Below are 24653 nucleotides of genomic sequence, written 5' to 3' on the forward strand. Positions count from 1 at the left end.
GAACACCCGCCCGCGAGCAGAACCACCCCCGGGGAGCAAGGGACGAAGGTCATGCGAGGAGGTGTCGGAGGTCAGGGCCGGACGAGGCCGGGCTCCGGGCCGGACAGCTCCACCGTCCTCCCGCTGACGAAGACCTCCGACACCCGCCCGTCCACCAGCCAGCCGTGCGGATGCACGAGGGCGCCGCCGCGGCCGGGGGTCCAGCCGTCGGCAGCGAGCGCGGAACGCAGACGGGCCTCCACCTGGTCGGCGGGCAGGTCGGTGGCGCTGCCGATGGTGAGGGTCCGGGAGCAGGAGTTCGAGCCGCAGCCGCCCTCGGTGCCGGTGGCGTGCTCGATGGTCAGCCCGGGCGGTAGCGGCACCTCGGCAAGGCTGGGGAAGAAGGCGTCGTAGCCGACGAGCCGGTAGAGGAAGACGATGGCGATCCCGACCAGGGCGTGGGCGCAGGTCGCGGCGACGACCCCGCCGGCGGGGTCGACGGACCTCGTCCGTGGCCGCGGGCCGCGCAGCCGCCTCTCGCCCAGCACCCCCAGCAGGATCACCAGGCCCGCCAGGAACGGGTACCCGGCCTCCAGCTCGGCCTTGGGCCGGATGAAGAACCACTCGTACCTCAGCCCGGCGACGGCGGCGGCCAGGCCGGCCAGGACGGCGAAGACCACCGCCCCGACGGCCCGGGTCCGCACCACCGCCGCCCAGCAGACGGGCGGCACCACGAGGTAGGTCCAGAACAACGTCCACGACCACATGCGCAAGCCCCCCGCCTGCTGACGATCAGTCCCAGGCGGGGAGCCTAGGTCCTCACGCCGGGCGGAGCCAGAGGGTGGCGAGCGGGGGGAGGACGAGTTCGGCGGAGCGGGGCTGGCCGTCGCGGGCGACGGGTTCGGCCTTGACCGGGTGGGAGTTGCCGATGCCGCTGCCGCCGTAGGCCTCGTCGTCGGTGTTGAGCAGCTCCTCCCAGAGCTGGTCGCGGCCGTCCAGGGCGGGCAGGCCGACCCGGTGGCCGTGCCGGACGACGGGGGAGAAGTTGCAGACCGCGACGAGCGGGGAGCCGTCGGCGGCGTAGCGGACGAAGGACAGCAGGTTGTCCTCGGCGGCGCCGCCGTCGAGCCAGCGGAAGCCGTCCGGGGTGGTGTCGCGCTCCCAGAGGGCGGGGGTGTCGAGGTAGTGCCGGTTGAGGTCGCGGACCAGGCGGCGCACGCCCAGGTGTTCCCGGTGGGCCGGCCACTGCTCGTCGAGCACCCACCACTGCGGGCCCTGCTCGTGGTCCCACTCCGCGCCCTGGGCGAACTCCTGGCCCATGAAGAGGAGCTGCTTGCCCGGGTGGGACCACATGAAGCCCAGGTAGGCGCGGTGGTTGGCGCGCTGCTGCCACCAGTCGCCGGGCATCTTGGAGACGAGGGACTGCTTGCCGTGCACCACCTCGTCGTGGGAGATCGGCAGGACGTAGTTCTCCGAGTAGGCGTACACCATCGAGAAGGTGATCTCGTTGTGGTGGTACTTGCGGTGCACCGGCTCCTTGGACATGTAGACCAGCGAGTCGTGCATCCAGCCCATGTTCCACTTGAGGCCGAAGCCGAGGCCGCCGCCGTCGGTGGGGCGGGTGACGCCGTCCCAGGCGGTGGACTCCTCGGCGATGGTGACGACCCCGGGGCAGCGCCGGTAGACGGTGGCGTTCATCTCCTGCAGGAACGCGGCCGCGTCCAGGTTCTCCCGGCCGCCGTACTGGTTGGGCGTCCAGGCGCCGCCCTCGCGGGAGTAGTCGAGGTAGAGCATCGAGGCGACGGCGTCGACCCGCAGGCCGTCGATGTGGAACTCCTCGCACCAGTAGACCGCGTTGGCGACGAGGAAGTTGCGCACCTCGGTGCGGCCGTAGTCGAACTCCAGGGTGCCCCAGTCGGGGTGTTCGGCGCGCAGCGGGTCGGCGGGCTCGTAGAGCGGCTCGCCGTCGAAGCGGGCGAGCGCGAAGCCGTCCTTGGGGAAGTGGGCGGGCACCCAGTCGACGATCACGCCGATGCCGTGCTGGTGCAGGGTGTCGACCAGGTACCGGAAGTCGTCGGGGCTGCCGAGCCGGGCGGTGGGGGCGTAGTAGCCGGACACCTGGTAGCCCCAGGAGCCGCCGAAGGGGTGTTCCATGACCGGCATGAACTCCACGTGGGTGAAGTTCAGCTCCTTGAGGTAGCGCGGCAGCTCCTCGGCGATCTCGCGGTAGCCGGTGAGGTCGGGCCGCCAGGAGGCCAGGTGCAGCTCGTAGACGGACATCGGCGCCCGGTGGTGCGCGGCGCGGGCCCGCCGGGCCATCCACTCGCCGTCCTGCCAGGTGTGGCGGGAGGCGGTGACCACCGAGGCGGTGCCGGGCGGGCACTGGGCGGCGCGGGCCAGCGGGTCGGCCTTGTCGAGCACCCAGCCCTGCCGGGTGTGGATCTCGTACTTGTAGGCGGCACCCTCGCCGAGGCCGGGGACGAAGAGTTCCCAGACGCCGGAGGAGCCCAGCGAGCGCATCGGGTGCCCGGTGCCGTTCCAGTGGTTGAAGTCGCCGATCAGCCGGACCCCGACGGCGTTCGGGGCCCAGACCGCGAAGGCGGTGCCGGCGACGCCGTCGACGGTGCGCAGGTGCGAGCCGAGGGCCTGCCAGAGCTGCTCGTGCCGGCCCTCGGAGATCAGGTGCAGGTCGAGCTCGCCGAGGGTGGGCGGGCAGCGGTAGCCGTCGTGCTGGAGCAGCGGTTCGCCGCCGGGGTAGCCGACCAGCAGCCGGTAGTCCGGGACGCTGCCGCCGGACACCAGGCCGGTGAACAGGCCGCCCTGCTGGTGGGTGAGTTCGGCCGGGCCCTGGTCGGTCTCGACGACCACCCGGTCGGCGAAGGGGCGCAGCACCCGGATCGCGGTGCCGCCGTGCACCGGGTGGGCACCGAGCAGGGCGTGCGGGTCGTGGTGCTGTCCGCCGACCAGCCGGTCCACCTCGGACGGGGGCAGGGGCGCCTCGGGCAGCCGCAGCACCGCGGCGCGCCCGCCGGGCCCGGCGGCCGCCGCCACCGCGTCGGCGCGCTCCGGGCCGCCCGGATCCGCGCAGCCCGGATCCGCGCCGGCCGGGTCTGCGCCGTCGGTGCGTCGCTCGCCGTCGCCGTCTTCGTCGGCGGCGCTGCGCGCCCCGGCACGGGGCGGGCCGGCCAGGAAGGTGGCCGGTACGGGGCGGGTGGTGCGGCCGGGCGGGTCGAGCGGCGTCACGGCTGGGTCCTCCTGCGGCGGGGGTGGGCTGAGCTCCTGGGCGGCGGAACCGGGGTCGGGCGGGTCAGACGGTGAGGGCGAGCCGGTTGATCGCGGCGAGCGGGATCGGCAGCCAGCTCGGGCGGTGCCGGGCCTCGTACACCACCTCGTACACGGCCTTGTCGATCTCGAGCGCCCGCATCAGCTCGGGGGAGGCGGCCGGGTCGGCGCCGCCGCCGGCGGTGTAGCCGGCGCAGAAGGCGGTGCGGTTGCGCTGGGCCCAGGCGGCGGCCAGGTGGGCGAGCTCCGGGTCGACGGGGCCGCCGGCCAGCAGGTGGGCGGCGGCGTAGTCGAAGGAGCGGAGCATGGCGGCGACGTCGCGCAGCGCGGGCTGCGGTTCGCGGCGTTCGTTGACGGACTTGGCGGGTTCGCCCTCGAAGTCCAGCAGCACCCAGCCGTGCGGGGTGCGCATGGCCTGGCCCAGGTGCAGGTCGCCGTGGATGCGCTGGACGGGCAGGCCGTCGGGGTGGGCGTCGGCGAGCTGTTGGAAGGCGCTGCGCAGCGCGGCCCGGTAGCGCAGCAGGCCGGGGACGGCGGCGACGGCGCTGTCCAGCCGGTCGGCCATGGTGGTGGCGAGCATGCGGGTCTGGGTGCGGTCGAGGCGGGCGACCGGCATGGAGCGGGCCAGTACCCGGTGGACCTCGGCGGTGGCACGGCCGAGCCGGTGGGCCTCGATGGCGAAGTTGCCGGGGGACGGGTCGCCCTTGAGCCGGCCGACCTGGTCGAGGGCGAGCTCCCAGCCGTCCTCGGCGTCCGGCAGGTAGCGCTGCAGCAGGCCGAGGGTGGCGGGTTCGGCGCGTTCCATCCGGCTCTCGAACCAGGCGGCGACCCGGGGGATCCGGGTGGAGCCGGCCCGGGAGAGGGCGAGGGAGAGTTCGAGGTCGGGGTTGGTGCCGGGGTGGATGCGGCGGAACAGCTTGAGGATGTAGGAGGTGCCGTAGATGACGGAGCTGTTGGACTGCTCGGCGGTGGAGGCGCGGCCGGGGAGGTTGGCGGGGAGCCCGGAGCCGGGGGTGCGGCGGAAGGCGAGGGAGCCGAAGCGGTCGCCGGTGGCGAGGTGCTCCAGCAGCCGTCCGGTGAGCTCCGGGTCGTGCACCGCGTCGTAGAGCGCCGCGCCGTCGTACGGGCCCTGGCTGAGCCGGCCGAGCACGGCGCCGGGGTCGATGTCCGCGGAGCCGTGGGAGCGGATGCCGAGCAGTAGTTGGTAGATGTCGCCGTGCGGGGCGCCGGCCGTGGTGGCGTGTTCGACCCGCAGCAGCAGGTGCAGCAGGGCCGGGTCGCCGACCTGCAGCGGGGTGCCGACCACGGGGGTGAGGCCGGTGATGGGCCGTCCCTTCCCGGCGTACCAGCGCTGGGTGGGGAGCCACTCGGCGATCAGCGGCAGGGCCGCCTGGACGAGTTCGCTGACCCCCAGGGCGGTTCTCCGGGCCCCGGTGCTCCGCGCGGCGGCCGGCGCGGCGGAGCCGGCCGGGGCGTCGTGCTGCACGTGGGCTTGAGAACGGGAGGTTTCGGACATGACTCCCTTTCCCCGGAAGCGGGCGGACTGCCCGACGGGTCTGGCCGGGTCCGTCAGTCTTCCGGATTTCGGCGGCGCGGCGGCGACGGCACGCGAGCGGGGCTCAGGTGTCACGCCTTCGTGTGGGTGGCCGTTGGGCTGTTCTCCGTACGCGGTGGTGCAGAGAACTCCGGGGGCGCGGGGGTTCAACTCGCGCCCCCGGAGGGTCTGGTGGTGCGGTGCGGGCCGGGTGCGGCGGATCGTTACTTCGAGCGCCTGGTCCCGCTCAGGCGCGGGGGCTGCCGGAGCTGGAACCAGTAGAAGCCGTGGCCGGCCAGGGTGAGCAGGTAGGGCCACTCGCCGATCGAGGGGAAGCGCACCCCGCCGATCAGTTCGACCGGGTACCGTCCGCCGTACTGCCGCAGGTCCAGTTCGGTCGGTTGCGCGAACCGCGAGAAGTTGTTCACGCACATGACCAGGTCCCCCTCGTGCTCGCGCACGAAGGCGAGCACGGCGGGGTTGCTGGAGGGCAGTTCGGTGTAGGTGCCGAGGCCGAACGCCGGGTTGAGCTTGCGGATCTCGATCATGCGACGCGTCCAGTGCAGCAGCGAACTCGAACTGCTCTGCTGCGCTTCGACGTTGGTCACCTGGTAGCCGTACACCGGGTCCATGATGGGCGGCAGACTGAGCCTGCCCGGGTCGGCGGAGGAGAAACCCGCGTTGCGGTCCGGGGTCCACTGCATCGGCGTGCGCACGCCGTCCCGGTCGCCCAGCCAGATGTTGTCGCCCATGCCGATCTCGTCCCCGTAGTAGAGCACCGGCGAGCCGGGGAGGGAGAGCAGCAGGGCGGTGAACAGCTCGATCTGGTTGCGGTCGTTCTCCAGCAGCGGGGCGAGCCGGCGGCGGATGCCCACGTTGGCGCGCATCCGCGGGTCCTTGGCGTACTCCGCGTACATGTAGTCGCGCTCCTCGTCGGTGACCATCTCCAGGGTCAGCTCGTCGTGGTTGCGCAGGAAGATGCCCCACTGGCAGCCGTTGGGGATCTGCGGGGTCTTGGCGAGGATCTCCGAGACCGGGTAGCGCGACTCCCGCCGCACCGCCATGAAGATCCGCGGCATCACCGGGAAGTGGAACGCCATGTGGCACTCGTCGCCGCCCGCGGTGAAGTCGCCGAAGTAGTCGACGACGTCCTCGGGCCACTGGTTGGCCTCGGCGAGCAGCACGGTGTCGGGGTAGTCGGCGTCGATCTCCTTGCGGACCCGCTTGAGGAACTCGTGGGTCTCCGGGAGGTTCTCGCAGTTGGTGCCCTCGCGGGCGAAGAGGTACGGCACCGCGTCCAGCCGGAAGCCGTCGATGCCGAGGTCCAGCCAGAACCGCAGCCCGGCGATCATCTCGTCCTGGACCCGGGGGTTGTCGTAGTTGAGGTCCGGTTGGTGGGAGAAGAAGCGGTGCCAGAAGTACTGCTTGCGGACGGGGTCGTAGGTCCAGTTGGAGGTCTCGGTGTCGACGAAGATGATCCGGGCGTCCGGGTACTGCTTGTCGTCGTCGGCCCACATGTAGAAGTCGCCGTACGGGCCGTCCGGGTCCGCCCGGGAGGCCTGGAACCACGGGTGCTGGTCGCTGGTGTGGTTCATCACGAAGTCGATGATCACGCGCATGCCGCGGGCGTGCGCGGCGTCGACGAACTCCATGAAGTCGGCGATGTCGCCGAACTCCGGCAGCACCGACTTGTAGTCGGCCACGTCGTACCCGCCGTCGCGCAGCGGCGAGGCGAAGAACGGCGGGAGCCAGAGGCAGTCGACCCCGAGCCACTGCAGGTAGTCGAGCTTGGCCGTGAGCCCCTTGAGGTCCCCGACCCCGTCGCCGTTGCTGTCCTGGAAGGACCGCACCAGCACCTCGTAGAAGACCGCACGCTTGAACCACTCCGGGTCCAGGTTCTTCTTCGAGGTCTCCGGGAAGGTGTCGGGGACGGGCTCGTTCACTGTCACGCTGGGTTCCTCCGAACCGTGAGGAGGTGAGCCGGCTCGGCTGAGGGATCGAGCCGGACGTAGTTGTGCCGGCCCCAGGTGTAGACGGCGCCGGTGAGCTCGTCGTGCACCGCGAACGGGCCATCGCCGTCGAGCGTGACGGTGGCCTCCTGCACGTGGTGCGGGTCGAGGTTGACCACGGTGATGACCTGGTCGGTGATGCCCTCGGGGGTGGTCGCGGTCTTGGAGTAGGCGAGCACCTGGTCGTTGTCGGTGGGGTGGAAGCGCAGGTCGCGCAGCTGCTGCAGGGCGGGGTGGCGCCGGCGCAGCCGGTTCAGCACGGTGAGCAGCGGGGCGAGGGAGTCGCCGCGGGTCCAGTCGCGCGGGCGCAGCTCGTACTTCTCCGAGTGCAGGTACTCCTCCGACCCGGGGTGGGCCGGCTCGTTCTCGAACAGCTCGTAGCCGGCGTAGACGCCGTAGCTGGGGGCGAGGGTGGCGGCGAGCACGGCGCGGACGGCGAAGGCGGCCCGGCCGCCGTGCTGCAGGTAGCCGTGCAGGATGTCCGGGGTGTTGGCGAAGAAGTTGGGCCGCATGTAGGCGGCGGCGTCACCGGTGAGTTCGGTGAGGTAGTCGGTGAGTTCCGGTTTGGTGGTGCGCCAGGTGAAGTACGTGTACGACTGGTGGAATCCGATCTTCGCCAGGGTGTGCATCATCGCGGGGCGGGTGAAGGCCTCGGCCAGGAAGACGACGTCCGGGTCGGTGCGGGCGATGTCGCCGAGCACCTTCTCCCAGAACACGACCGGTTTGGTGTGCGGGTTGTCGACGCGGAAGATCCGGACGCCGTGGGACATCCAGAACCGGAGGAGGCGGACGGTTTCCTTGACGATTCCGTCCATGTCCTGGTCGAAGTTGATCGGATAGATGTCCTGGTACTTCTTCGGCGGGTTCTCGGCGTACGCGATGGTGCCGTCCGAGCGGTGGCTGAACCATTCCGGGTGCTTGTTCACCCACGGGTGGTCGGGGGAGCACTGCAGGGCGAAGTCCAGCGCCACCTCCAGGTGCAGCGCGCGGGCCTCGGCGACGAAGTGGTCGAAGTCCTCGATGGTGCCGAGGTCCGGGTGGACGGCGTCGTGGCCGCCCTCCGGGGAGCCGATCGCCCAGGGCGAGCCGACGTCGTGCGGACCGGCCGTCAGGGTGTTGTCGGGGCCCTTGCGGAAGGCTCGTCCGATCGGGTGGACCGGGGGCAGGTAGACCACGTCGAAGTCCATCGCGGCGACGGCCGGCAGCCGCTCCGCGGCGGTGCGCAGGGTGCCCGAGCGCGGCGGCTCGACCCCGTTCGGGTCCACCACCGCCCCCTCCGAGCGGGGGAAGAACTCGTACCAGGAGCCGAACAGGGCGCGTTCGCGGTCCACCTGGAGCGGCAGCGGGCGGGAGGCGCTGAGCAGCTCGCGCAGCGGGTGGCGGGCCAGCAGGTCCAGCACCTCGGGGGCGAGCGCGGCGGCCAGCCGGGACAGCGGCGGCAGGCCGGGGTCGCGCAGCGCGTCGGCGGCGGCCAGCACGTGCGCGCGGCCCTCCTTCTTCGGCACCCCGGCCGCGGCCTGCTCCATCAGCCGGGCGCCGTCCTCCAGGACCAGCGCGGTGTCGATGCCGGCGGGCAGCTTCACCGCCGCGGTCTTCCGCCAGGTCGCGATCGGGTCGCTCCACGCCTCGACCAGGTACGACCAGCGGCCGGGCGCGGTCGGCGTGACGTGGGCGCCCCAGCGGTCGGTGCCCTCGGCGAGCTCGCGCATCGGTGTCCAGGGGCCGCTGCGGCCGCGCGGGTCGCGCAGCACCACGTTGGCGTTGACGGCGTCGTGGCCCTCGCGGAACACGGTGGCGGTGACCAGGAAGGTCTCGCCGACGACGGCCTTGGCCGGGCGGCGGCCGGAGTCGACGAGGGGGCTGACGTCCAGGACGGGGATGCGGCCGATCACGGTGTCGCTCTCTGTCGTCTTGCGGGCGGCTGACTTGCGGGCGGGTGCCTTGCGCGGCGCGGCCTCGGCCTTGCGCGGCACAGCCTCGGCCTTCGGGGTGGCGGCCTTCGGGGTGACGGCCGCCGTGGCGGCGGGCTCCGCCGCGCTCCTCGCGGTGGCGGCGGTGCGGCGCGTCGTGGTGGTGCGCCTGCGCGGAGCCGCCGTCCGGCCGTCCTCGGCCCCGGGTTGTCGGGCCGCGTCGGCCGGCTCGGTCCGGACCGCCCCGGCCCGGGGCGCCGGCATCGCCGGGTCTGTCCGAGTGTCAGAATCCGTCCGTCCGGCGGATTCCGCGACCGCTGCGTCGATGGTTTCGGCCACCGGTGTGGACTGGTCCCGCGTGTCGCCGTGCATGCCAAACTCCTGCCCGAGATCGGCGGCAACTCCCGCGGGCCGGGCTGGGCCAGGGGAGTACCGGAGGACTGCTGGGTGGGGAGGACGTGCGACCGGAAGCCTGCCCGCGCCGCCGTCCCCGGCAACCGCCCGGCGCCCGCCGAGCCCGCGGCGGGAGGCCCCGGAGCCCGCGCGCGTCCCGGCGCACGCCTCCAGGGGCACGCCCCTGGGCGACCCGGTCCACCCGTGAACGAGCAGCCCGAGCACGAGGACACGCGTCGGTGCGCGGTGAGCGCCGAACGGGCTAAGAGGGAAGGGGAACGATCAACGCGAAAAGGATTCGGACGTGCTGCTTCGAGGGGGACGCCACCCGTCGCCGTACTCCCCGCAGCAGCTACGACCCTGGGTCATCCTCGCACCGGCGACAAGACTTTTGCAGCGGTACGACAGTAGTTTCGGGCTTTGTCCTGAGTGGATGCGCCATCGGAAATGGACCTGTTCCGCAGTGTTCACGCATTGGTAGCGCGGACCCCCGGAATGTGCGCCTCGCGCGCCCCCTGTGCAGACCAATGCGCCGAATGCGATCTCATCAATAGCCCGAACGGATGCCCAATAGGCCACTTGACGCACTGCCACGACGGCCGTCACGGCTACGCTTCACGCCGTGAAGGCAATCCGCAGATTCACCGTCCGCACCGTCCTGCCCGAACAACTCCAGCCGCTGCACGAGCTGGCCCTCAACCTGCGCTGGTCCTGGCACCCCGAGACCAGGGACCTCTTCCGGTCCGTGGACCCGGAGGTCTGGGCCGCGACCGGCGAGGACCCGGTGCGGCTGCTCGGGGAGGTCCCGGCCGCCAGGCTCGCCGCGCTCGCCGCCGACCGGCGCTTCCTGCGCAGACTCGGCGACCTCGCCGAGGACCTGCGCGAGTACCTCACCGGCCCGCGCTGGTACCAGGCCCAACAGGAGGCCGGCCCCACCCCGCCGCCCGCCGCGATCGCCTACTTCTCGCCCGAGTACGGCATCGCCGCCGCGCTGCCCCAGTACTCCGGCGGGCTCGGCATCCTGGCCGGGGACCACCTCAAGGCCGCCAGCGACCTCGGCGTCCCGATCATCGGCGTCGGACTGTTCTACCGGCACGGCTACTTCCGGCAGTCCCTCAACCGGGACGGCTGGCAGCAGGAGCGCTACCCGCTGCTCGACCCGGACGAACTCGCGGTCAGCCTGCTCCGGGAGGCCGACGGCACGCCCGCCCGGGTCGACCTCGCCCTGCCCGGCGGCCGCACCCTGGCCGCGCACGTCTGGAAGGCCCAGGTCGGGCGCGTCCCGCTGCTGCTCCTCGACTCCGACATCGAGGCCAACTCGCCCGCCGAACGCGACGTCACCGACCGCCTCTACGGCGGCGGCAGCGAGCACCGGCTGCTCCAGGAGATGCTCCTCGGCATCGGCGGCGTCCGCGCCGTCCGCACCTACTGCCGGCTCACCGGGCACCCCGCCCCCGAGGTCTTCCACACCAACGAGGGCCACGCCGGCTTCCTCGGCGTCGAGCGGATCCGCGAGCTGGTCGCCGCCGGCCCGGCCGCCCCCGAGGGCGCCGGCCTCGACTTCGCCGCCGCCCTGGAGTCCGTCCGGGCCGGCACCCTCTTCACCACCCACACGCCCGTCCCGGCGGGCATCGACCGCTTCGACCGCGAGCTCGTCGCCCGGCACTTCAGCGGCGACGCCGCGCTCCCCGGCGTCCCGGTCGACCCGGTGCTCGCGCTCGGCGCCGAGACCTGGCGCGGCGGGGACCCGAAGCTCTTCAACATGGCCGCCATGGGCCTGCGGCTCGCCCAGCGCGCCAACGGGGTCTCCACCCTGCACGGCGAGGTCAGCCGCTCCATGTTCAACGGCCTCTGGCCCGGCTTCGACGCCGCCGAGGTGCCGATCACCTCGGTCACCAACGGCGTCCACGCCGCCACCTGGATCGACCCGGCGGTCGTCCGGCTCGGCGCGGCCGAGATCGGCGCCGAGCGCGCCGAGGACGCCATGACCACCGGTGACGCCAAGCGCTGGACGGGCCTGGAGCGGATCGGCAACACCGAGATCTGGGACCTGCGCCGCAGCCTGCGGGCCCAGCTCGTCGAGGAGGCCCGCCGCCGGCTGCGCGCCTCCTGGCGCCAGCGCGGCGCCGGCGAGGCCGAGCTCGGCTGGGTCTCCTCGGTGCTCGACCCCGACGTGCTCACCATCGGCTTCGCCCGCCGGGTGCCCTCCTACAAGCGGCTCACCCTGATGCTGCGCGACCCGGACCGGCTGCGGGCGCTGCTGCTGCACCCCACCCGGCCGGTGCAGATCGTGGTCGCCGGCAAGGCCCACCCGGCCGACGACGGCGGCAAGCGGCTCATCCAGCAGATGGTGGCCTTCGCCGACGACCCGGCCGTCCGGCACCGGATCGTCTTCCTGCCGGACTACGACATGGCGATGGCGAGGCTCCTCTACCCGGGCTGCGACGTCTGGCTGAACAACCCGCTGCGCCCGCTGGAGGCCTGCGGCACCTCCGGGATGAAGGCCGCGCTGAACGGCTGCCTCAACCTGTCCGTCCTGGACGGCTGGTGGGACGAGTGGTACGACGGCCAGAACGGCTGGGCGATCCCGACCGCCGACGAGACCGGCGGCGTGCTCGACCCGGACAGCGGCGAGGCCGAGCGGCGCGACGACATCGAGGCCGCCGCGCTGTACGACCTGATCGAGGAGCAGGTCGCCGGCCGCTTCTACGACCGCGGCGCGGACGGGCTGCCGCACCGCTGGATCGCGATGGTCCGGCACACCCTGGTGACCCTCGGGCCCAAGGTGCTGGCCGGGCGGATGGTCCGCGAGTACGTCGACCGGCTGTACACCCCGGCGGCGCTGGCCCAGCGGGAGCTGGCGGGCTCGGCCCACCGCGGCGCCCAGGAACTGGCCGCCTGGAAGGCCAGGGTCCGCGAGGCCTGGCCGGCCGTGCGGGTCGAGCACGTCGAGGCGGACTGCCCGGACGAGGCGCAGGAGCTCGGCAGCTCGCTGGCGCTGCGGGTGCAGGTCGCGCTCGGGGCGCTCGCGCCGGGCGACGTCGAGGTGCAGGCGGTCTCCGGGCGGGTCGACGAGTCGGACGGCATCTCGGACGCCTGCGTGCTCGCCCTCAAGCCGGTCGGCGGGCCCGACCTGGACGGGCGGACCCGCTACGAGGGCTCGCTGGAGCTCTGCCGGACCGGCCCGTTCGGCTACACCGTCCGGGTGCTGCCGACCCACCCCCGGCTCGCCTCCCCGGCCGAGCCGGGACTGGTCGCGCTGCCCGCCGAGTCGGTGGGCATGGACGCGGGCGTGCTGCGCTAGCGAGCCGCCCGAGGGCGTGCCCCGGCGCCGCGGACGCGCACGGGGCACGCCCCCGGTGCGTCCGGCGGCACCGGGCACACCTCAGACGAGGCTGTCCCGCCAGGCCCGGTGGAGGGCGGCGAAGCGGCCGGATCCGTCGACCAGCTCCTGCGGGGAGCCGTCCTCGACGATCCGGCCCTGGTCCATCACCAGGACGCGGTCGGCGATCTCCACCGTGGAGAGCCGGTGCGCGATGATCACGGCCGTCCGCCCGGCCAGCACCGTGCGCATGGCCCGCTGGACGGCCTGCTCGCCGGGGACGTCCAGCGAGCTGGTCGCCTCGTCGAGGATCAGCACGGTGGGATCGGCGAGCAGGGCGCGGGCGAAGGCGACGAGCTGGCGCTGGCCGGCGGAGATCCGGCCGCCGCGCTTGCGCACGTCGGTGTCGAAGCCGTCCGGGAGCGCGGCGACGAACTCGTGCGCGCCGATGTCCCGGGCGGCCTGCTCGACCTCCTCGCGGGTCGCGCCGGGGCGGCCGATCGCGATGTTCTCGGCGACGGTGCCGGAGAACAGGAAGGACTCCTGGGTCACCATCACCACCCCGCGCCGCAGCTCGGGGGTGGCGAGGTCGCGCAGGTCGACGCCGTCCAGCCGGATCCGGCCGTCCGTCGGGTCGTAGAAGCGGGCCAGCAGCTTGGCGACCGTCGACTTGCCGGCGCCCGTCGCGCCGACCACCGCCACCGTCTGTCCGGCCGGGATCAGCAGGTCGAAGGGCGGCAGCACCTCCTTGCCGGTGCGGTAGGCGAAGCGGGCCCGCTCGAAGCGGACCTCGCGGCCCTTGCCGGCGGCCGGCGGCAGGTCGGCGGGCTCGGCGGGCTCGGCCACCGTCGGCTCGTGGGCGAGCAGACCGGCGATCTTCTCCAGCGCGGCGGCGGCCGACTGGTAGCTGTTCAGGAACATCGCCAGCTGGTCGATCGGGTCGTAGAGCCGGCGCAGGTAGAGCACGAAGGCGGTGAGCACGCCCAGCTCCAGCGTGCCGTCGGTGACCAGGTAGGCGCCGAGCAGCACCATGCCGGCGGTCCACACGTTGGCGGTGGCGCGGGAGAGGCCGACGTACCGGGCGATCTCCAGCAGGCCGTCCGCGGTCGCGGTGGCGGAGCGCTCGTTGACCACGGCGAAGGCCGCGTCGTTCGCCCGCTCGCGGCGGAAGGCCTGCACCGGGCGGATGCCGTTCATGGTCTCGGTGAAGCGGACGATCAGCGAGGCCGCCGAGGTGCGCGAGCGGCGGTAGACCCGGCGGGAGCGGCGGCGGAAGGACCGGGCGATCAGGGCCAGCGGCAGGATCGACACCAGGGACACCAGACCGAGGCGCCAGTCCAGCACCAGCAGCAGCACCGAGATGTAGCAGAGCGACAGGAAGACGGTCAGCAGCTCCTGCAGGCCCTCCGAGAGCAGCTCCCGCAGCGCGTCCACGTCGCTGGTGGCGCGCGAGATGATCCGGCCCGAGGTGTAGCGCTCGTGGAAGTCCAGGCTGAGCCGCTGGGCGTGCCGGAAGATCCGGCCGCGCAGCTCCAGCAGGATGTCCTGGTTGACCCGGGCGCTGATCTTGATGAACGCCCACTGCAGCAGCGGGCTGAGCAGCGCGCAGCCCAGGTAGGCGCAGACCACCGCGACCAGCGGCCCGGCGTCGTGGCCGCGCAGCGCCGGGATGCCGCGGTCCATCGCGACGGCGACCAGCAGCGGGCCGGACTGCAGGGCGGCCTGCTGGACCAGGATCACCACCATCGCGACGGCGATCCGGGCCCGGTGCGGGCCCAGCAGCGAGCGCAGCAGTGCCCCCGGCGCGCCGGGCGGGACGGGGATGTCCTCCTCGTCGGCCGGGGGAGGCGGCAGTTCCTCCTCCGCGACCGGCGCGGGCTCGACGGTGGTGGTCATCGGGCAGGCCCCTTCTCCAGCACGAGGGGGCCGTCCGGCAGGAGGGCGGCCTCGCCCGACATCAGTTCGCGGTAGTGCGCGCAGTCGCGCAGCAGGTCCTGGTGGGTGCCGACGGCCTCGATCCGGCCGTCGGCGAGCACCGCGACCCGGTCGGCGAGCAGCACGGTGCTCGGGCGGTGGGCGACCACCAGGGCGGTGGTGGAGCCGAGGACCTCGCGCAGCGCCCGCTCGACCAGCGCCTCGGTGTGCACGTCGAGCGCGGAGAGCGGGTCGTCCAGCACCAGGAAGGCCGGGTCGCCGACCACGGCGCGGGCCAGCGCCAGCCGCTGGCGCTGCCCGCCGGACAGGCTCAGGCCCTGCTCGCCGACCTCGGTGTCCACCCCGGCCGGGAGCTTGTCGACGAAGCCGGCCTGGGCGGTGGACAGGGCGGAGCGCAGCCGTTCCTCGCCGGCGCCGGGGGCGCCCATCAGGACGTTCTCCCGGACGGTGGCGGAGAACAGGGTGGGCTCCTCGAAGGCGACGGCGACCAGCTCGCGCAGCCGCTCCCGGGACAGCTCGCGGATGTCCCGGCCGTCCAGGGTGATGGTGCCGCCGGTGGCCTCGTAGAGGCGGGGGAGCAGTGCGGTGAGCGTGGTTTTGCCGCTGCCGGTGGCGCCGACCAGGGCCATCGTCTCGCCGCTGCGGACGTGCAGGTCGATGCCGGCCAGCAGGTCGGGGGTGTCGTCCGGGGCGTCGGGGTAGCGGAAGCGGACGCCGCTGAACCGGATGCCGTCGGCGGTGGGGCCGGAGCCCTGTCCGGAGGTCGGGCCGGGGCCGTCGGCGGTGTGGCGGTCGGCGTCCTCGGGCTCGTCCAGCACCTCGAAGAAGCGGTCGGTGGCGGTGGCGGCTTCGTTGGCATAGGCGAGCAACCAGCCGAGCGACTCGACCGGCCAGCGCAGCGCGAGCGCGGTGGAGAGGAAGGCGACCAGGGTGCCGGCGCTCAGCTCGTCGTGGGCGACCAGGTAGGCGCCGGCGGCGAGGGCGCAGCCGAGGGCGAGCTCCGGCAGGCCGACGATGACCGCCCACAGGTTGGCCAGCAGCCCCGCCTTGCGCAGCTCGGTGCGGCGCAGCTCGTGGGACTGCGCGCGGAAGCGCTCGGCCATCGAGCGGTGCCGGCCGAAGGCCTTGAGGATGCGGATGCCGAGGACGGACTCCTCGACGACGGTGGCGAGGTCGCCGTTCTGGTCCTGGGCGAGCCGGGAGGCGCCGGAGTAGCCGTGCTCGAAGCGCCGGGTCAGCAGGAACAGCGGGACGGCGGGCAGCAGGGTGATCAGGGCCAGGCGCCAGTCCTGGGTGAACATCACCGCCGTGCCGGCCAGGAACATCACCGAGTTGACGATCAGGAAGACCAGCGGGAAGGCCAGGAACAGCCGCATGGTGTACATGTCGGCGGTGGCCCGGGAGAGCAGCTGGCCGGATCCCCACCGGTCGTGGAAGGAGATCGGCAGCCGCTGGAGCTTGGCGAAGAGGTCGCCGCGCATGGCCGTCTCCAACCCGGCCAGCGGGCGGGCCAGGACCACCCGGCGGGTGTAGAACAGTGCGGCCTCGACCAGGCCGAGGAGCAGCAGCAGGCCGACCAGGGGCCAGAGCCCGGCGAGGTCGTGGTGGGCGAGCGGTCCGTCGACGATCCGGCCGAGGACCAGCGGGACGGCGAGGACGCTCAGCATGGCCAGCACGGCGGAGCCCACCGAGACGGCCAACCGGCGCCGCACGGCCCGCGCGTAGGGCCACAGGCGCAGCAGGGAACGGACCGTGGAGCGGCGGCGCCCGGTCGTGGTGTCGTCGTCTTGTCTGTTCTCGGCCATCGTCGTGAGGGTAGGACGAGGCGGCGTCATTTCTCATCCGGTTTTTCACCCCTGTCAGGGCGGTGCGGCGAGAACCGGCCACCCGTGCCCGCGGGCACGGGGCGCCGGACGCCGACGACCGGCGCTACGCGTGCGGGGCGGGGGCGCGCAGCAGGTGCAGCGAGCGCCCGCCCAGCACCACCGCGCCCCGCGGGAACGGCTCGCCGGAGCCCGCGGCGGCCGTGTCGACCACCGTCTCGTACGCCTCCTCCGGGGCGGCCCAGGGCTCCCCGGGCAGCGTGAACACCACCGGTTCGTGGCCGGCGTTGAGCAGCAGCAGGAAGCTGTCGTCCCGGGCCGGGCACCCGGTGCCGTCCCGCTCCGACATCGCGGCGCCGGACAGCAGCATGCCCAGGCAGGCCGTCGGGGAGAACCAGTCGGCCTCGGTCATCTCCTTGCCGAGCGGGGTGAACCAGGCGAGGTCCGGCTGGCCGCCCGGGGCGGTGGCCCGGCCGGAGAAGAACGCCCGCTGCCGCAGGACGGGGTGGGCCCGTCGGAGCCGGATCAGCCGGGCCGTCAGCCCGCACAGCTCCCGCCAGCCGGGATCGGCGTCCTCGGCGAGCAGCGACCAGTCCAGCCAGCTCGTCGGGTTGTCCTGGCAGTAGGCGTTGTTGTTGCCGCCCTGGGTGCGGCCCAGCTCGTCCCCCGCCGTGATCATCGGGACGCCGGTGGAGAGCAGCAGGGTGGCCATCAGGTTGCGCAACTGGCGCAGCCGCAGGGCGTTGACCTCGGGATCGGTGGTCTCGCCCTCGGCGCCGTGGTTCCAGGAGCGGTTGTCGTCGGTGCCGTCCCGGTTGGCCTCGCCGTTGGCCTCGTTGTGCTTGCGGTCGTAGCTGACCAGGTCCCGCAGGGTGAAGCCGTCGTGCGCGGTCACGTAGTTGACGGAGGCGTACGGGCGGCGCCCGCCGCGCTGGTAGAGGTCGGAGGAGCCGGACAGCCGGTAGCCCAGCTCGCGCACGTCCGGGCGGGCGCCGCGCCAGAAGTCCCGGACGGTGTCCCGGTACTTGTCGTTCCACTCGGCCCACAGCGGCGGGAAACCGCCGACCTGGTACCCGCCCGGGCCGACGTCCCACGGCTCGGCGATCAGCTTCACCCGGCTGAGCAACGGGTCCTGGGAGACGGCGGCGAGGAACGGGTGGTCCATGTCCACCCCGTCGGTGCCGCGGACGAGGGCCGCCGCCAGGTCGAAGCGGAAGCCGTCCACGCCCATCTCGGTGACCCAGTACCGCAGCGAGTCGGTGACCAGCCGGACCACCTGCGGTCGGCGGGTGTCCAGGGTGTTGCCGCAGCCGGTGTAGTCGGCGTAGCCGCGCGGCCGGTGCGGGGCCGTCCGGTAGTAGGCGGCGTTGTCGATGCCGCGCAGCGAGAGCGTCGGGCCGAGCTCGGCGCCCTCGGCGGTGTGGTTGAACACCACGTCGAGGATCACCTCGATCCCGGCGGCGTGCAGCGCGCGCACCATCCGCTTGAACTCGCCGACCTGGCCGCCGCGCGAGCCCGAGGCGGAGTAGCCGGCGTGCGGGGCGAAGTAGCCGACCGTGTTGTAACCCCAGTAGTTGACCAGGCCGCGGGACTGCAGGTGGTCCTCGCTGGCGAACTGGTGCACCGGCAGCAGCTCGACGGCCGTCACGCCGAGTCCGGTCAGGTGGGCGATCGCGGCGGGGTGGGCCAGGCCCGCGTAGGTGCCGCGCAGCTGCGGCGGGACGTCGGGGTGGCGCATGGTGAAGCCGCGCACGTGCAGCTCGTAGAGCACCGTCTCGGCCCAGGGCGTCTTGGGGCGGTGGTCGTCGTACCAGTCGTCGTCGTCGTGGACGACCACGGATCTGGGCACGTAGCGGGCCGAGTCGCGGTTGTCCCGGACGGTGTCGGCGACGTCCCGCTCCGGCCAGTTGCGCACCGCCGCGCAGACCGCGTCGTGACTGGTGTAACAGCCGTCGACGGCGCGGGCGTACGGGTCGAGCAGCAGCTTGGCCGGGTTCCAGCGGGCGCCCGTCCACGGGTCCCACCGGCCGTGCACGCGGAAGCCGTACCGGGCGCCGGGGAGCACGCCGGGCAGGAAGCCGTGCCAGATCTGGAAGTCCTGCTCGGCCAGGCGGTGCCGGCTCTCCCGGCCCTCCTCGTCGAACAGGCAGAGGTCGACCGCCTCGGCGCCGGCCGCCCAGAGCGCGAAGTTGGTGCCGCGGCGGCCGAGGTGGTCGGTGCGGTGGCGGGCGCCGAGCGGCTGCCAGCTGCCGGGCCACGGTGGTTCGGCGGCGACCCCGCCGGACGCCCGCGCACCGGCTTCCAGCTCCTGCCCTGACGCCATGGCCGTACCCTCCCTGGCGGGGTGTCCCGGACCCCGTGCACTTCCTCTTTCCCGGATTGCGCTGATCGGAAGCAGCTGAACGGCGGCTTACCGGCGGATGGCGGTCGGGATGCGCGTGTCCGCCCGGTGGCGCCCTCGGTGGTCCGGCTGTCGGGCCTGCGGGCTTGTGGGCCTGCGGGCGCCCGGGTGCCGCGCCCGGGCGCGGCGCCGTGCCGGTGGCTTCGGACGATCGTCACCGCCGGTTCACCGCGTCTCCACCCACCTCCGCTCGGGATTCCCTCATACGGCCCGGCTATCCTGCTCCGGCGCACCGCACACCGGTGCGAAAGATCGGCGTCCGGTGCAACTCATGGGGGCACTCAGCGCGTCAAGAGAGTGGACACCGGGAGGGGAGAAACCGTGAAGACGGGTAAGACGGCCGACGCCGCGATACGCACCGCCAGCCGCTACGGGCGCAGGGGGGCGATGGCGTTGGTCATGGGCGGGGTGCTGCTGCTCACCGCGGCCTGCAACGACGACAAGGGCGGCTCGGGCGGTTCGGGGGGCGGCGGCGACAACGCCGCGCCCGCGGCGACCGCGGGCGCGAACGGGACGGCGGCGCCGGCCGGCTCCTCCGCGGAGCCCAAGACCTCGGCCGCGGTGCTCGCCGTGGAGCCGAAGGACGGTGCCCAGGACGTCGCCCCGAGCAACGCCCTGCAGGTCTCCGTCTCGAACGGAAAGCTCACCACGGTCGAGGTGACCGACAAGAACGGCAAGCCGGTCGAGGGCGCGATCACCCCGGACGGCACCGGCTGGAAGCCCGCCGCGACGCTCGCCGTCGGCATGGCGTACAAGGTGAACGCGCAGGCCAAGGACGCCGAGGGCCTGGTGGCCGCGTCCACCACCTCGTTCACCACGCTGACGCCGGACAAGAAGGTCTCCACCAACGACAACATCAGCGACGGCTCCACCTACGGCGTCGGCATGATCGTCTCGGTGAACTTCAGCAAGAACGTGAAGAACAAGGACGCCGTCCTCAAGGGCATCACGTTCGAGACCAACAACGGCACCGAGGTGAAGGGCCACTGGTTCGGCGACAACCGGCTGGACTTCCGTCCGGCCGAGTACTGGAAGCCGGGCACCAAGGTCACCATCAAGTACCGGCTGAAGAGCGTCGAGGTCGCCCCGGGCGTCTACGGCGACGTGGACAAGGACGAGCCGTTCACCATCGGCCGCTCCCAGATCTCCACCGCGGACGCCAAGTCGCACCAGATGACCGTGGAGCGGGACGGCAAGTCCACCACCGTCCCGGTCACCCTGGGCGCGGACGCCACGCCGTCCTGGGGCGGGACGATGGTGATCATGTCCAAGGAGAAGGTCACCCGGATGAACTCGCAGACCGTCGGTCTCGGCGGCGAGTACGACATCCAGGACGTCCCGCACGCCATGCGGCTGACCACCTCCGGCACCTTCGTGCACGGCAACTACTGGGCCAACCCGTTCGGCAAGACCAACGCCAGCCACGGCTGCGTCTCGATGGCGGACGAGAAGGGCGGCAGCGACGCCTCCGTCGCGGGCAAGTTCTTCAACGACTCGATGGTCGGCGACGTCGTCAAGATCGTGAACACCAAGGAGAAGACCGTCTCGCCCTCCAACGGGCTGGGCGGCTGGAACGTCAGCTGGGCGAACTGGTAACTCCTGCCCGCCGGCGGGCCGGGTAGTCCCGGTTCGTCAGCACAGTTCGGACGAGCGGCCCGATCCTCACCCGTTGGGGTCGGGCCGCTCGCGTTCCCGGGGCGCACCGGCCCCCGGATGGCGCAACCTTTCCGGTGGCCGGTGCGTGTAGTGGTCAGGTCCGTCGTGTTCGCGCGGCTTCCGCCGTGCGTACGGGGTGTCAGGCTCGGGGCCTTCCGGCCCGGGGTCTCCGGGGCCGGTGGCTCCGGGGTCTCCCGGGCCGTGGCTCCGGGTGCGGGGTCTTCATCGCGGGGTTTCAGAGGGAGGGATCGACGTTGAGGTCGATACGCAGAATGCGCAGGGTGGCCGCCGTCGGTCTGGTCGGCGGGGCGATGGCCCTGACGGCCGCGTGCGGCGGCGGGGGCGGCGGGAACGCCGCGGGCAGCGCGGCCAAGGCCGACCTGGGGGCCGGCGCGGCCGCCTCCCCGTCCGCGGCGGCGCCCACCAGCACCGTGCCGAAGGTGTCCAGGGCCGTGGTGGACATCCAGCCCAAGGCCGGCTCGGTGGACGTCGCGCCGAACGCGCTGAAGATCGGGGCGACCGGCGGCAAGCTCACCACCGTCAAGGTCAGCGACAAGTCCGGCAAGGAGGTGCCCGGCACCATCGCCGCCGACGGCTCCAGCTGGACCCCGTCGGCCGCCCTGGCGGTCGGCACCGCCTACCAGGTGAGCGCGATGGCCGCGGACACCGACGGCGCGGTCGCCACCGCGGACAGCAGCTTCACCACGCTGACGCCGACGGCCCTCGCCAAGGCCTCCGACAACGTGGACGACAACGCGACGTACGGCGTCGGCATGATCGTCTCGGTGGACTTCAGCAAGGACGTCAAGAACAAGGCCGACGTCGCCAAGGGCATCACCTTCGAGACCGACAACGGCACCGAGGTGAAGGGCCACTGGTTCGACGACCGCCGGCTGGACTTCCGCCCCGAGAAGTACTGGAAGCCCGGCACCAAGGTGGTCGTGCACTACCGGCTCAAGAACGTCGAGATCGCCCCCGGGGTGTACGGCACCGACCGGGACGAGCCCTTCACGATCGGGCGATCCCAGGTCTCGACGGTTGACGCCGCCGCGCACACGATGACCGTCGACCACGGCGACGGCCAGCCGTCCCGGATCGACATCACCTCCGGCTCGCCCGACCACCCCACCTGGAACGGGACCATGGTCGTCATGGCCAAGGAGGGCGTGGTGCGGATGCAGTCCAGCACCCTCCCCGGCATGACCGGCGCCCCCTACGACCTCCAGGTCCCGCACTCCATGCGGCTGACCACCTCCGGCACCTACGTGCACGGCAACTACTGGAGCGACGCCTTCGGCGAGGACAACGTCAGCCACGGCTGCGTCGGCCTCAAGGACGTCAAGGGCGGCGGGGACTCCACGTCGATGGGCAAGTTCTACGACAGCTCGATCGTCGGCGACGTGGTGATCGTCAAGAACTCCACCAAGAAGGAGACGCTCGACCCGGCGAACGGCCTGAGCGGCTGGAACCTCGCCTGGAGCGCCTGGTAGCAGCGCCGGCAGGAACCCGCCGGTGGGCAACGTCCCGGTCGGAACTGCCTGGCCGGAGTGCGTTCGTGGCAACCCGGGCTTGACGCGCGAGCGGCCCGGGTCGCCCGCTCCACCGGCCCGGGGCGGCCGGGGCGGCCAGGGGCCGCGGGTCTCCTCCCGGCGGTGCGGCGCCCCCCGTCCGGCCGTCGGCTTGCACCCGGCATATGCCGACGCGGGGGAGATCGTTTGCTCATTGTCCGTACGCGGCTGCTTGCGTTCCGCAATGATGGACCGCATGGCGGGTTGGGGCGAAACAGATCAGTCATCGGTTCCCGGGGCCGGCTTGGTCGCCGAGACGTCGTGGATCGATGTCCAGGGCGCGCTGGCGGCACTCGAGCGGCTCAGCTCCGAGGAGCTCGAGGAGATGTACTGCGGCAGGCTGTGCGACCCGTCCGCGCCGAACGAGGTGCGGCTGCCGTCCCGGCCCGAGTCCGGCCCGGTGGCCCGCCGGCTGGTGCTCTCGGCCCTGGAGGCCTGGGACCTCCACCAGCACCTGGAAGCCGGTGAGTTACTCACCAGCGAACTCGTCTCCAACGCCGTCCGGCACGCCGCCGGCCGCACCATCGGCCTCCAGGTCAGCCGCAAGCCGGGCTGGCTGCGCGTCGAGGTCCGCGACTCCTCCCGGGCCCTGCCCTGCATGATCCTCGCCGAGCCGCGGCCGGTGAACGAGCGGGGGCGGGGGCTGCGGGTCATCGACGACCTCGCCGACCGCTGGGGCGCCGACCTGCTGCCGCGTGGCAAGGGCGTCTGGTTCGAGCTGAAGGTCCGCGAGCGGCACTGAGCCGGTCCTGGTCCTGGCGCGGCCGTGGTCCCGGCCCCGGCGCGGCAGGGCCGGACGGGCGTGCGGGGGCTGCGCGAGGGCGCGTGGGGCGGAGCGCTCGAGCCGGAAAACACGCGGGGCCCCCTGCGTCGCCGTGGTCCGGCGTGTGGGGGCCCCTGCAAGTCATCGCGCCGGCCAAGGGGGTGCGTGCCGCGCGATGGGCGTCGACTGCGCCAGGTCGGGCCAGTCGAAGTTCGATGCCCTGACTATCGCACGGATCTCAGCATGTGGGCAAACCGGGCGTCTTGGATTACAAGGTTTGTAACCTAGTTCACCTTTGGATTTTGCATAGGTTAACGCTGTTACCTGTGAATATTCATGATCGACCCACTCCTGCCGCCCGGCGACCGCCGACTGGGTAGCATCGGGCCCGTGAACCCGTACTGGCGCGTCTCGCTGCCACCGCTGTCCACCTGAGCGGGCGCCCGCGCTGGTGGTCCCAGCCCGACGAAACCCCGTGCCCGGCCTCCGCCGGCGCCGGGTCGACGACGTGCGCCCGTTCCGCATCCGACTCCTCCTGACGGATTCCGACGACGGAAGTTCACGATCGTGCCGAACCGCACCAGCGCTCCCGCGCGCCTCGTTTCCCGCACCTCCCGCACCTCCCGCACCGGCGCCACCCGCCGGAACCGGCCCCTCGTCGGGCCGCTGCCGATCCTGACCGCCGCCCTGATCTGGGGCACCACCGGCACCGCTGCCTCGCTGGCCCCCACGGGCGCCTCGGCGGTCGGCATCGGCGCCGCCGCGCTCGTCCTCGGCGGACTGCTGCTCCTCCTCTCCACCCGCAGCGCCAGGAACCTGCCCCGGGCGTGCGACCGCCGCGAACGCCGGCTGCTCGCGCTCGGTGCGGTGGCCGTCGTCGGGTACCCGGTCGGCTTCTACCCGGCGGTGACCCGGACCGGCGTCGCCGTGGCCACCGTGATCGCCCTCGGCAGCGCACCCGTCTTCGCGGGCCTTCTCGGCTGGCTCGCCCGGCAGGGGCGGCCGAGCGGCCGCTGGGCCGGCGCCACGGCCACCGCCGTCCTGGGCTGCGCCGTCCTCGTCCTCGGGCCCCAACTCGACGGCGGCGCAACGACCGTGGACCTCGTCGGCGTGCTGCTGGCCGCACTCGCCGGGCTCTCCTACGCCGCCTACTCGCTCGTCGGCAGCGAGCTCATCACCCGCGGCCACCCGTCCGCCGGTGTGATGGGGGCGATGTTCGGCGGGGCGGCGCTGCTGGTCCTGCCGGTGCTGCTGCTCGGTGACCTGGGGTGGCTCGCCACGGCTCGGGGTGCGGCCGTGGTGTTCCACCTCGGCGTCGTCACCACCTTCCTCGCCTACCGGCTCTTCGGTCACGGCCTGCGCCACACCTCCGCCCGGACCGCCACCACCCTCACCCTCGCCGAACCCGCGGTCGCCGCCCTCCTCGGCGTCGTCGCGCTCGGCGAACGCCTCCCCGCCGCCTCCTGGGTCGGCCTCGCCATCCTCGCCGCCGCCATCACCGTCCTCACCCTCCCCACCTCCGGCCGCCGGCGCCGCCCCGACCGCTCACCCACCACCTGACCGCCGCCTCCGCCGCCGGCCCCGGCGCGCGCCTGGCCGTGACCCCGCCCCGCCTCTGCCGCCGGTCCCGGCGCGCCCGGCCGTAACCCCGCCCCGCCCGTGAGGCCCCGGTCCCGGCGCGCCCCCGGCTGTGACCCCGTCCCGCCCGTGAGGCCCCAGCATGGGAAGTCGGACTGATCGACTTCCCATGCGGCCGCCTGTCGGCTCAGGCGGGCAGGGCGGAAGGAATATGTAGACCGGTCTAGAGAAAGTCTGCCGCCAGCGGAGATCGACGTGCACGGGAAGTCGACCCGGCCGACTTCCTGCACGGTCGGCGCGCGCCGACGGGCCTCGGCCGCGTCGTCGGCCGAGGCGTCGGGCGTGCCGGCGCCGGGGTCCGTGGCTCCGGCGCCCGTGAGGTCATGGCCCGGCCGCTCTGCACGGGAAGTCGGTTAGGTCGACTTCCCATGCGGCCGCCTGGCGGCCTGGTGGGAGGGTGGGAGGAATATGTAGACCGGTCTAGAGAAAAGTTCCCGGGC

At 73.1% G+C, this 24653-nt stretch carries 13 protein-coding genes; 5 read left to right on the forward strand and 8 right to left on the reverse strand.

The annotated features are described in order from the left end of the window. Positions 1-71: 71 nt before the first annotated feature. The 5 genes from AB0N04_RS07205 to AB0N04_RS07225 all read right to left on the reverse strand — a co-directional run bounded on the left by AB0N04_RS07205 (position 72) and on the right by AB0N04_RS07225 (position 8696). Positions 72-752 carry a hypothetical protein gene (locus AB0N04_RS07205; protein ID WP_360204712.1) on the reverse strand — a complete coding sequence of 227 codons (681 nt, stop codon included), beginning with the start codon at positions 750-752 and terminating at the stop codon, positions 72-74. 46 nt (positions 753-798) lie between these two features. Next, positions 799-3222, reverse strand: a complete 2424-nt coding sequence (gene glgB / locus AB0N04_RS07210) for a 1,4-alpha-glucan branching enzyme (RefSeq protein ID WP_360204714.1) — start codon at positions 3220-3222, stop codon at positions 799-801. Between the two features lie 64 nt (positions 3223-3286). Beyond that, positions 3287-4777, reverse strand: a complete 1491-nt coding sequence (locus tag AB0N04_RS07215; protein ID WP_360204717.1) for a phosphotransferase — start codon at positions 4775-4777, stop codon at positions 3287-3289. Positions 4778-5019: 242 nt separating this feature from the next. Beyond that, entirely contained in the window at positions 5020-6744 is a 1725-nt protein-coding gene (gene treS / locus AB0N04_RS07220; protein WP_360204719.1) for a maltose alpha-D-glucosyltransferase, read from the reverse strand. Continuing rightward, a complete protein-coding gene (locus tag AB0N04_RS07225; protein ID WP_360204868.1) occupies positions 6741-8696 on the reverse strand; it encodes an alpha-1,4-glucan--maltose-1-phosphate maltosyltransferase in 1956 nt (651 codons plus the stop codon). The genes treS and AB0N04_RS07225 overlap by 4 nt, the downstream gene beginning before the upstream one ends. Positions 8697-9729: 1033 nt before the next feature. On the opposite strand from AB0N04_RS07225, the gene glgP reads away from it, so the two are divergent. Further along, positions 9730-12411 carry an alpha-glucan family phosphorylase gene (glgP, locus tag AB0N04_RS07230; protein WP_360204721.1) on the forward strand — a complete coding sequence of 894 codons (2682 nt, stop codon included), beginning with the start codon at positions 9730-9732 and terminating at the stop codon, positions 12409-12411. A gap of 81 nt (positions 12412-12492) precedes the next feature. Here the strand turns inward: glgP and AB0N04_RS07235 are convergent, their stop codons facing one another. The 3 genes from AB0N04_RS07235 to glgX form a co-directional block, all read right to left on the reverse strand. After that, positions 12493-14325, reverse strand: coding sequence for an ABC transporter ATP-binding protein (locus tag AB0N04_RS07235; protein ID WP_360204723.1), 1833 nt, complete (start codon positions 14323-14325; stop codon positions 12493-12495). Then, positions 14322-16169, reverse strand: coding sequence for an ABC transporter ATP-binding protein (locus tag AB0N04_RS07240; protein WP_360204726.1), 1848 nt, complete (start codon positions 16167-16169; stop codon positions 14322-14324). Before AB0N04_RS07240 ends, AB0N04_RS07235 begins: the two co-directional genes overlap by 4 nt. A 124-nt stretch (positions 16170-16293) precedes the next feature. Beyond that, positions 16294-18510 (reverse strand): glycogen debranching protein GlgX, encoded by a 2217-nt coding sequence (glgX, locus tag AB0N04_RS07245; protein WP_360204728.1) that lies wholly within the window; start codon positions 18508-18510, stop codon positions 16294-16296. Between the two features lie 399 nt (positions 18511-18909). On the opposite strand from glgX, the gene AB0N04_RS07250 reads away from it, so the two are divergent. From AB0N04_RS07250 to AB0N04_RS07265, 4 genes are all read left to right on the forward strand, one after another. Continuing rightward, positions 18910-20184, forward strand: a complete 1275-nt coding sequence (locus AB0N04_RS07250; protein WP_360204730.1) for an Ig-like domain-containing protein — start codon at positions 18910-18912, stop codon at positions 20182-20184. 332 nt (positions 20185-20516) lie between these two features. Further along, a complete protein-coding gene (locus AB0N04_RS07255; protein ID WP_360204733.1) occupies positions 20517-21734 on the forward strand; it encodes an Ig-like domain-containing protein in 1218 nt (405 codons plus the stop codon). Positions 21735-22056: 322 nt separating this feature from the next. Then, positions 22057-22554, forward strand: a complete 498-nt coding sequence (locus AB0N04_RS07260) for an ATP-binding protein (RefSeq protein WP_360204735.1) — start codon at positions 22057-22059, stop codon at positions 22552-22554. Between the two features lie 588 nt (positions 22555-23142). Further along, positions 23143-24135 (forward strand): EamA family transporter, encoded by a 993-nt coding sequence (locus AB0N04_RS07265; RefSeq protein ID WP_360204738.1) that lies wholly within the window; start codon positions 23143-23145, stop codon positions 24133-24135. Positions 24136-24653: the final 518 nt, after the last annotated feature.

This window comes from Kitasatospora sp. NPDC051702 (assembly GCF_040681575.1).
Classification (GTDB): domain Bacteria; phylum Actinomycetota; class Actinomycetes; order Streptomycetales; family Streptomycetaceae; genus Kitasatospora.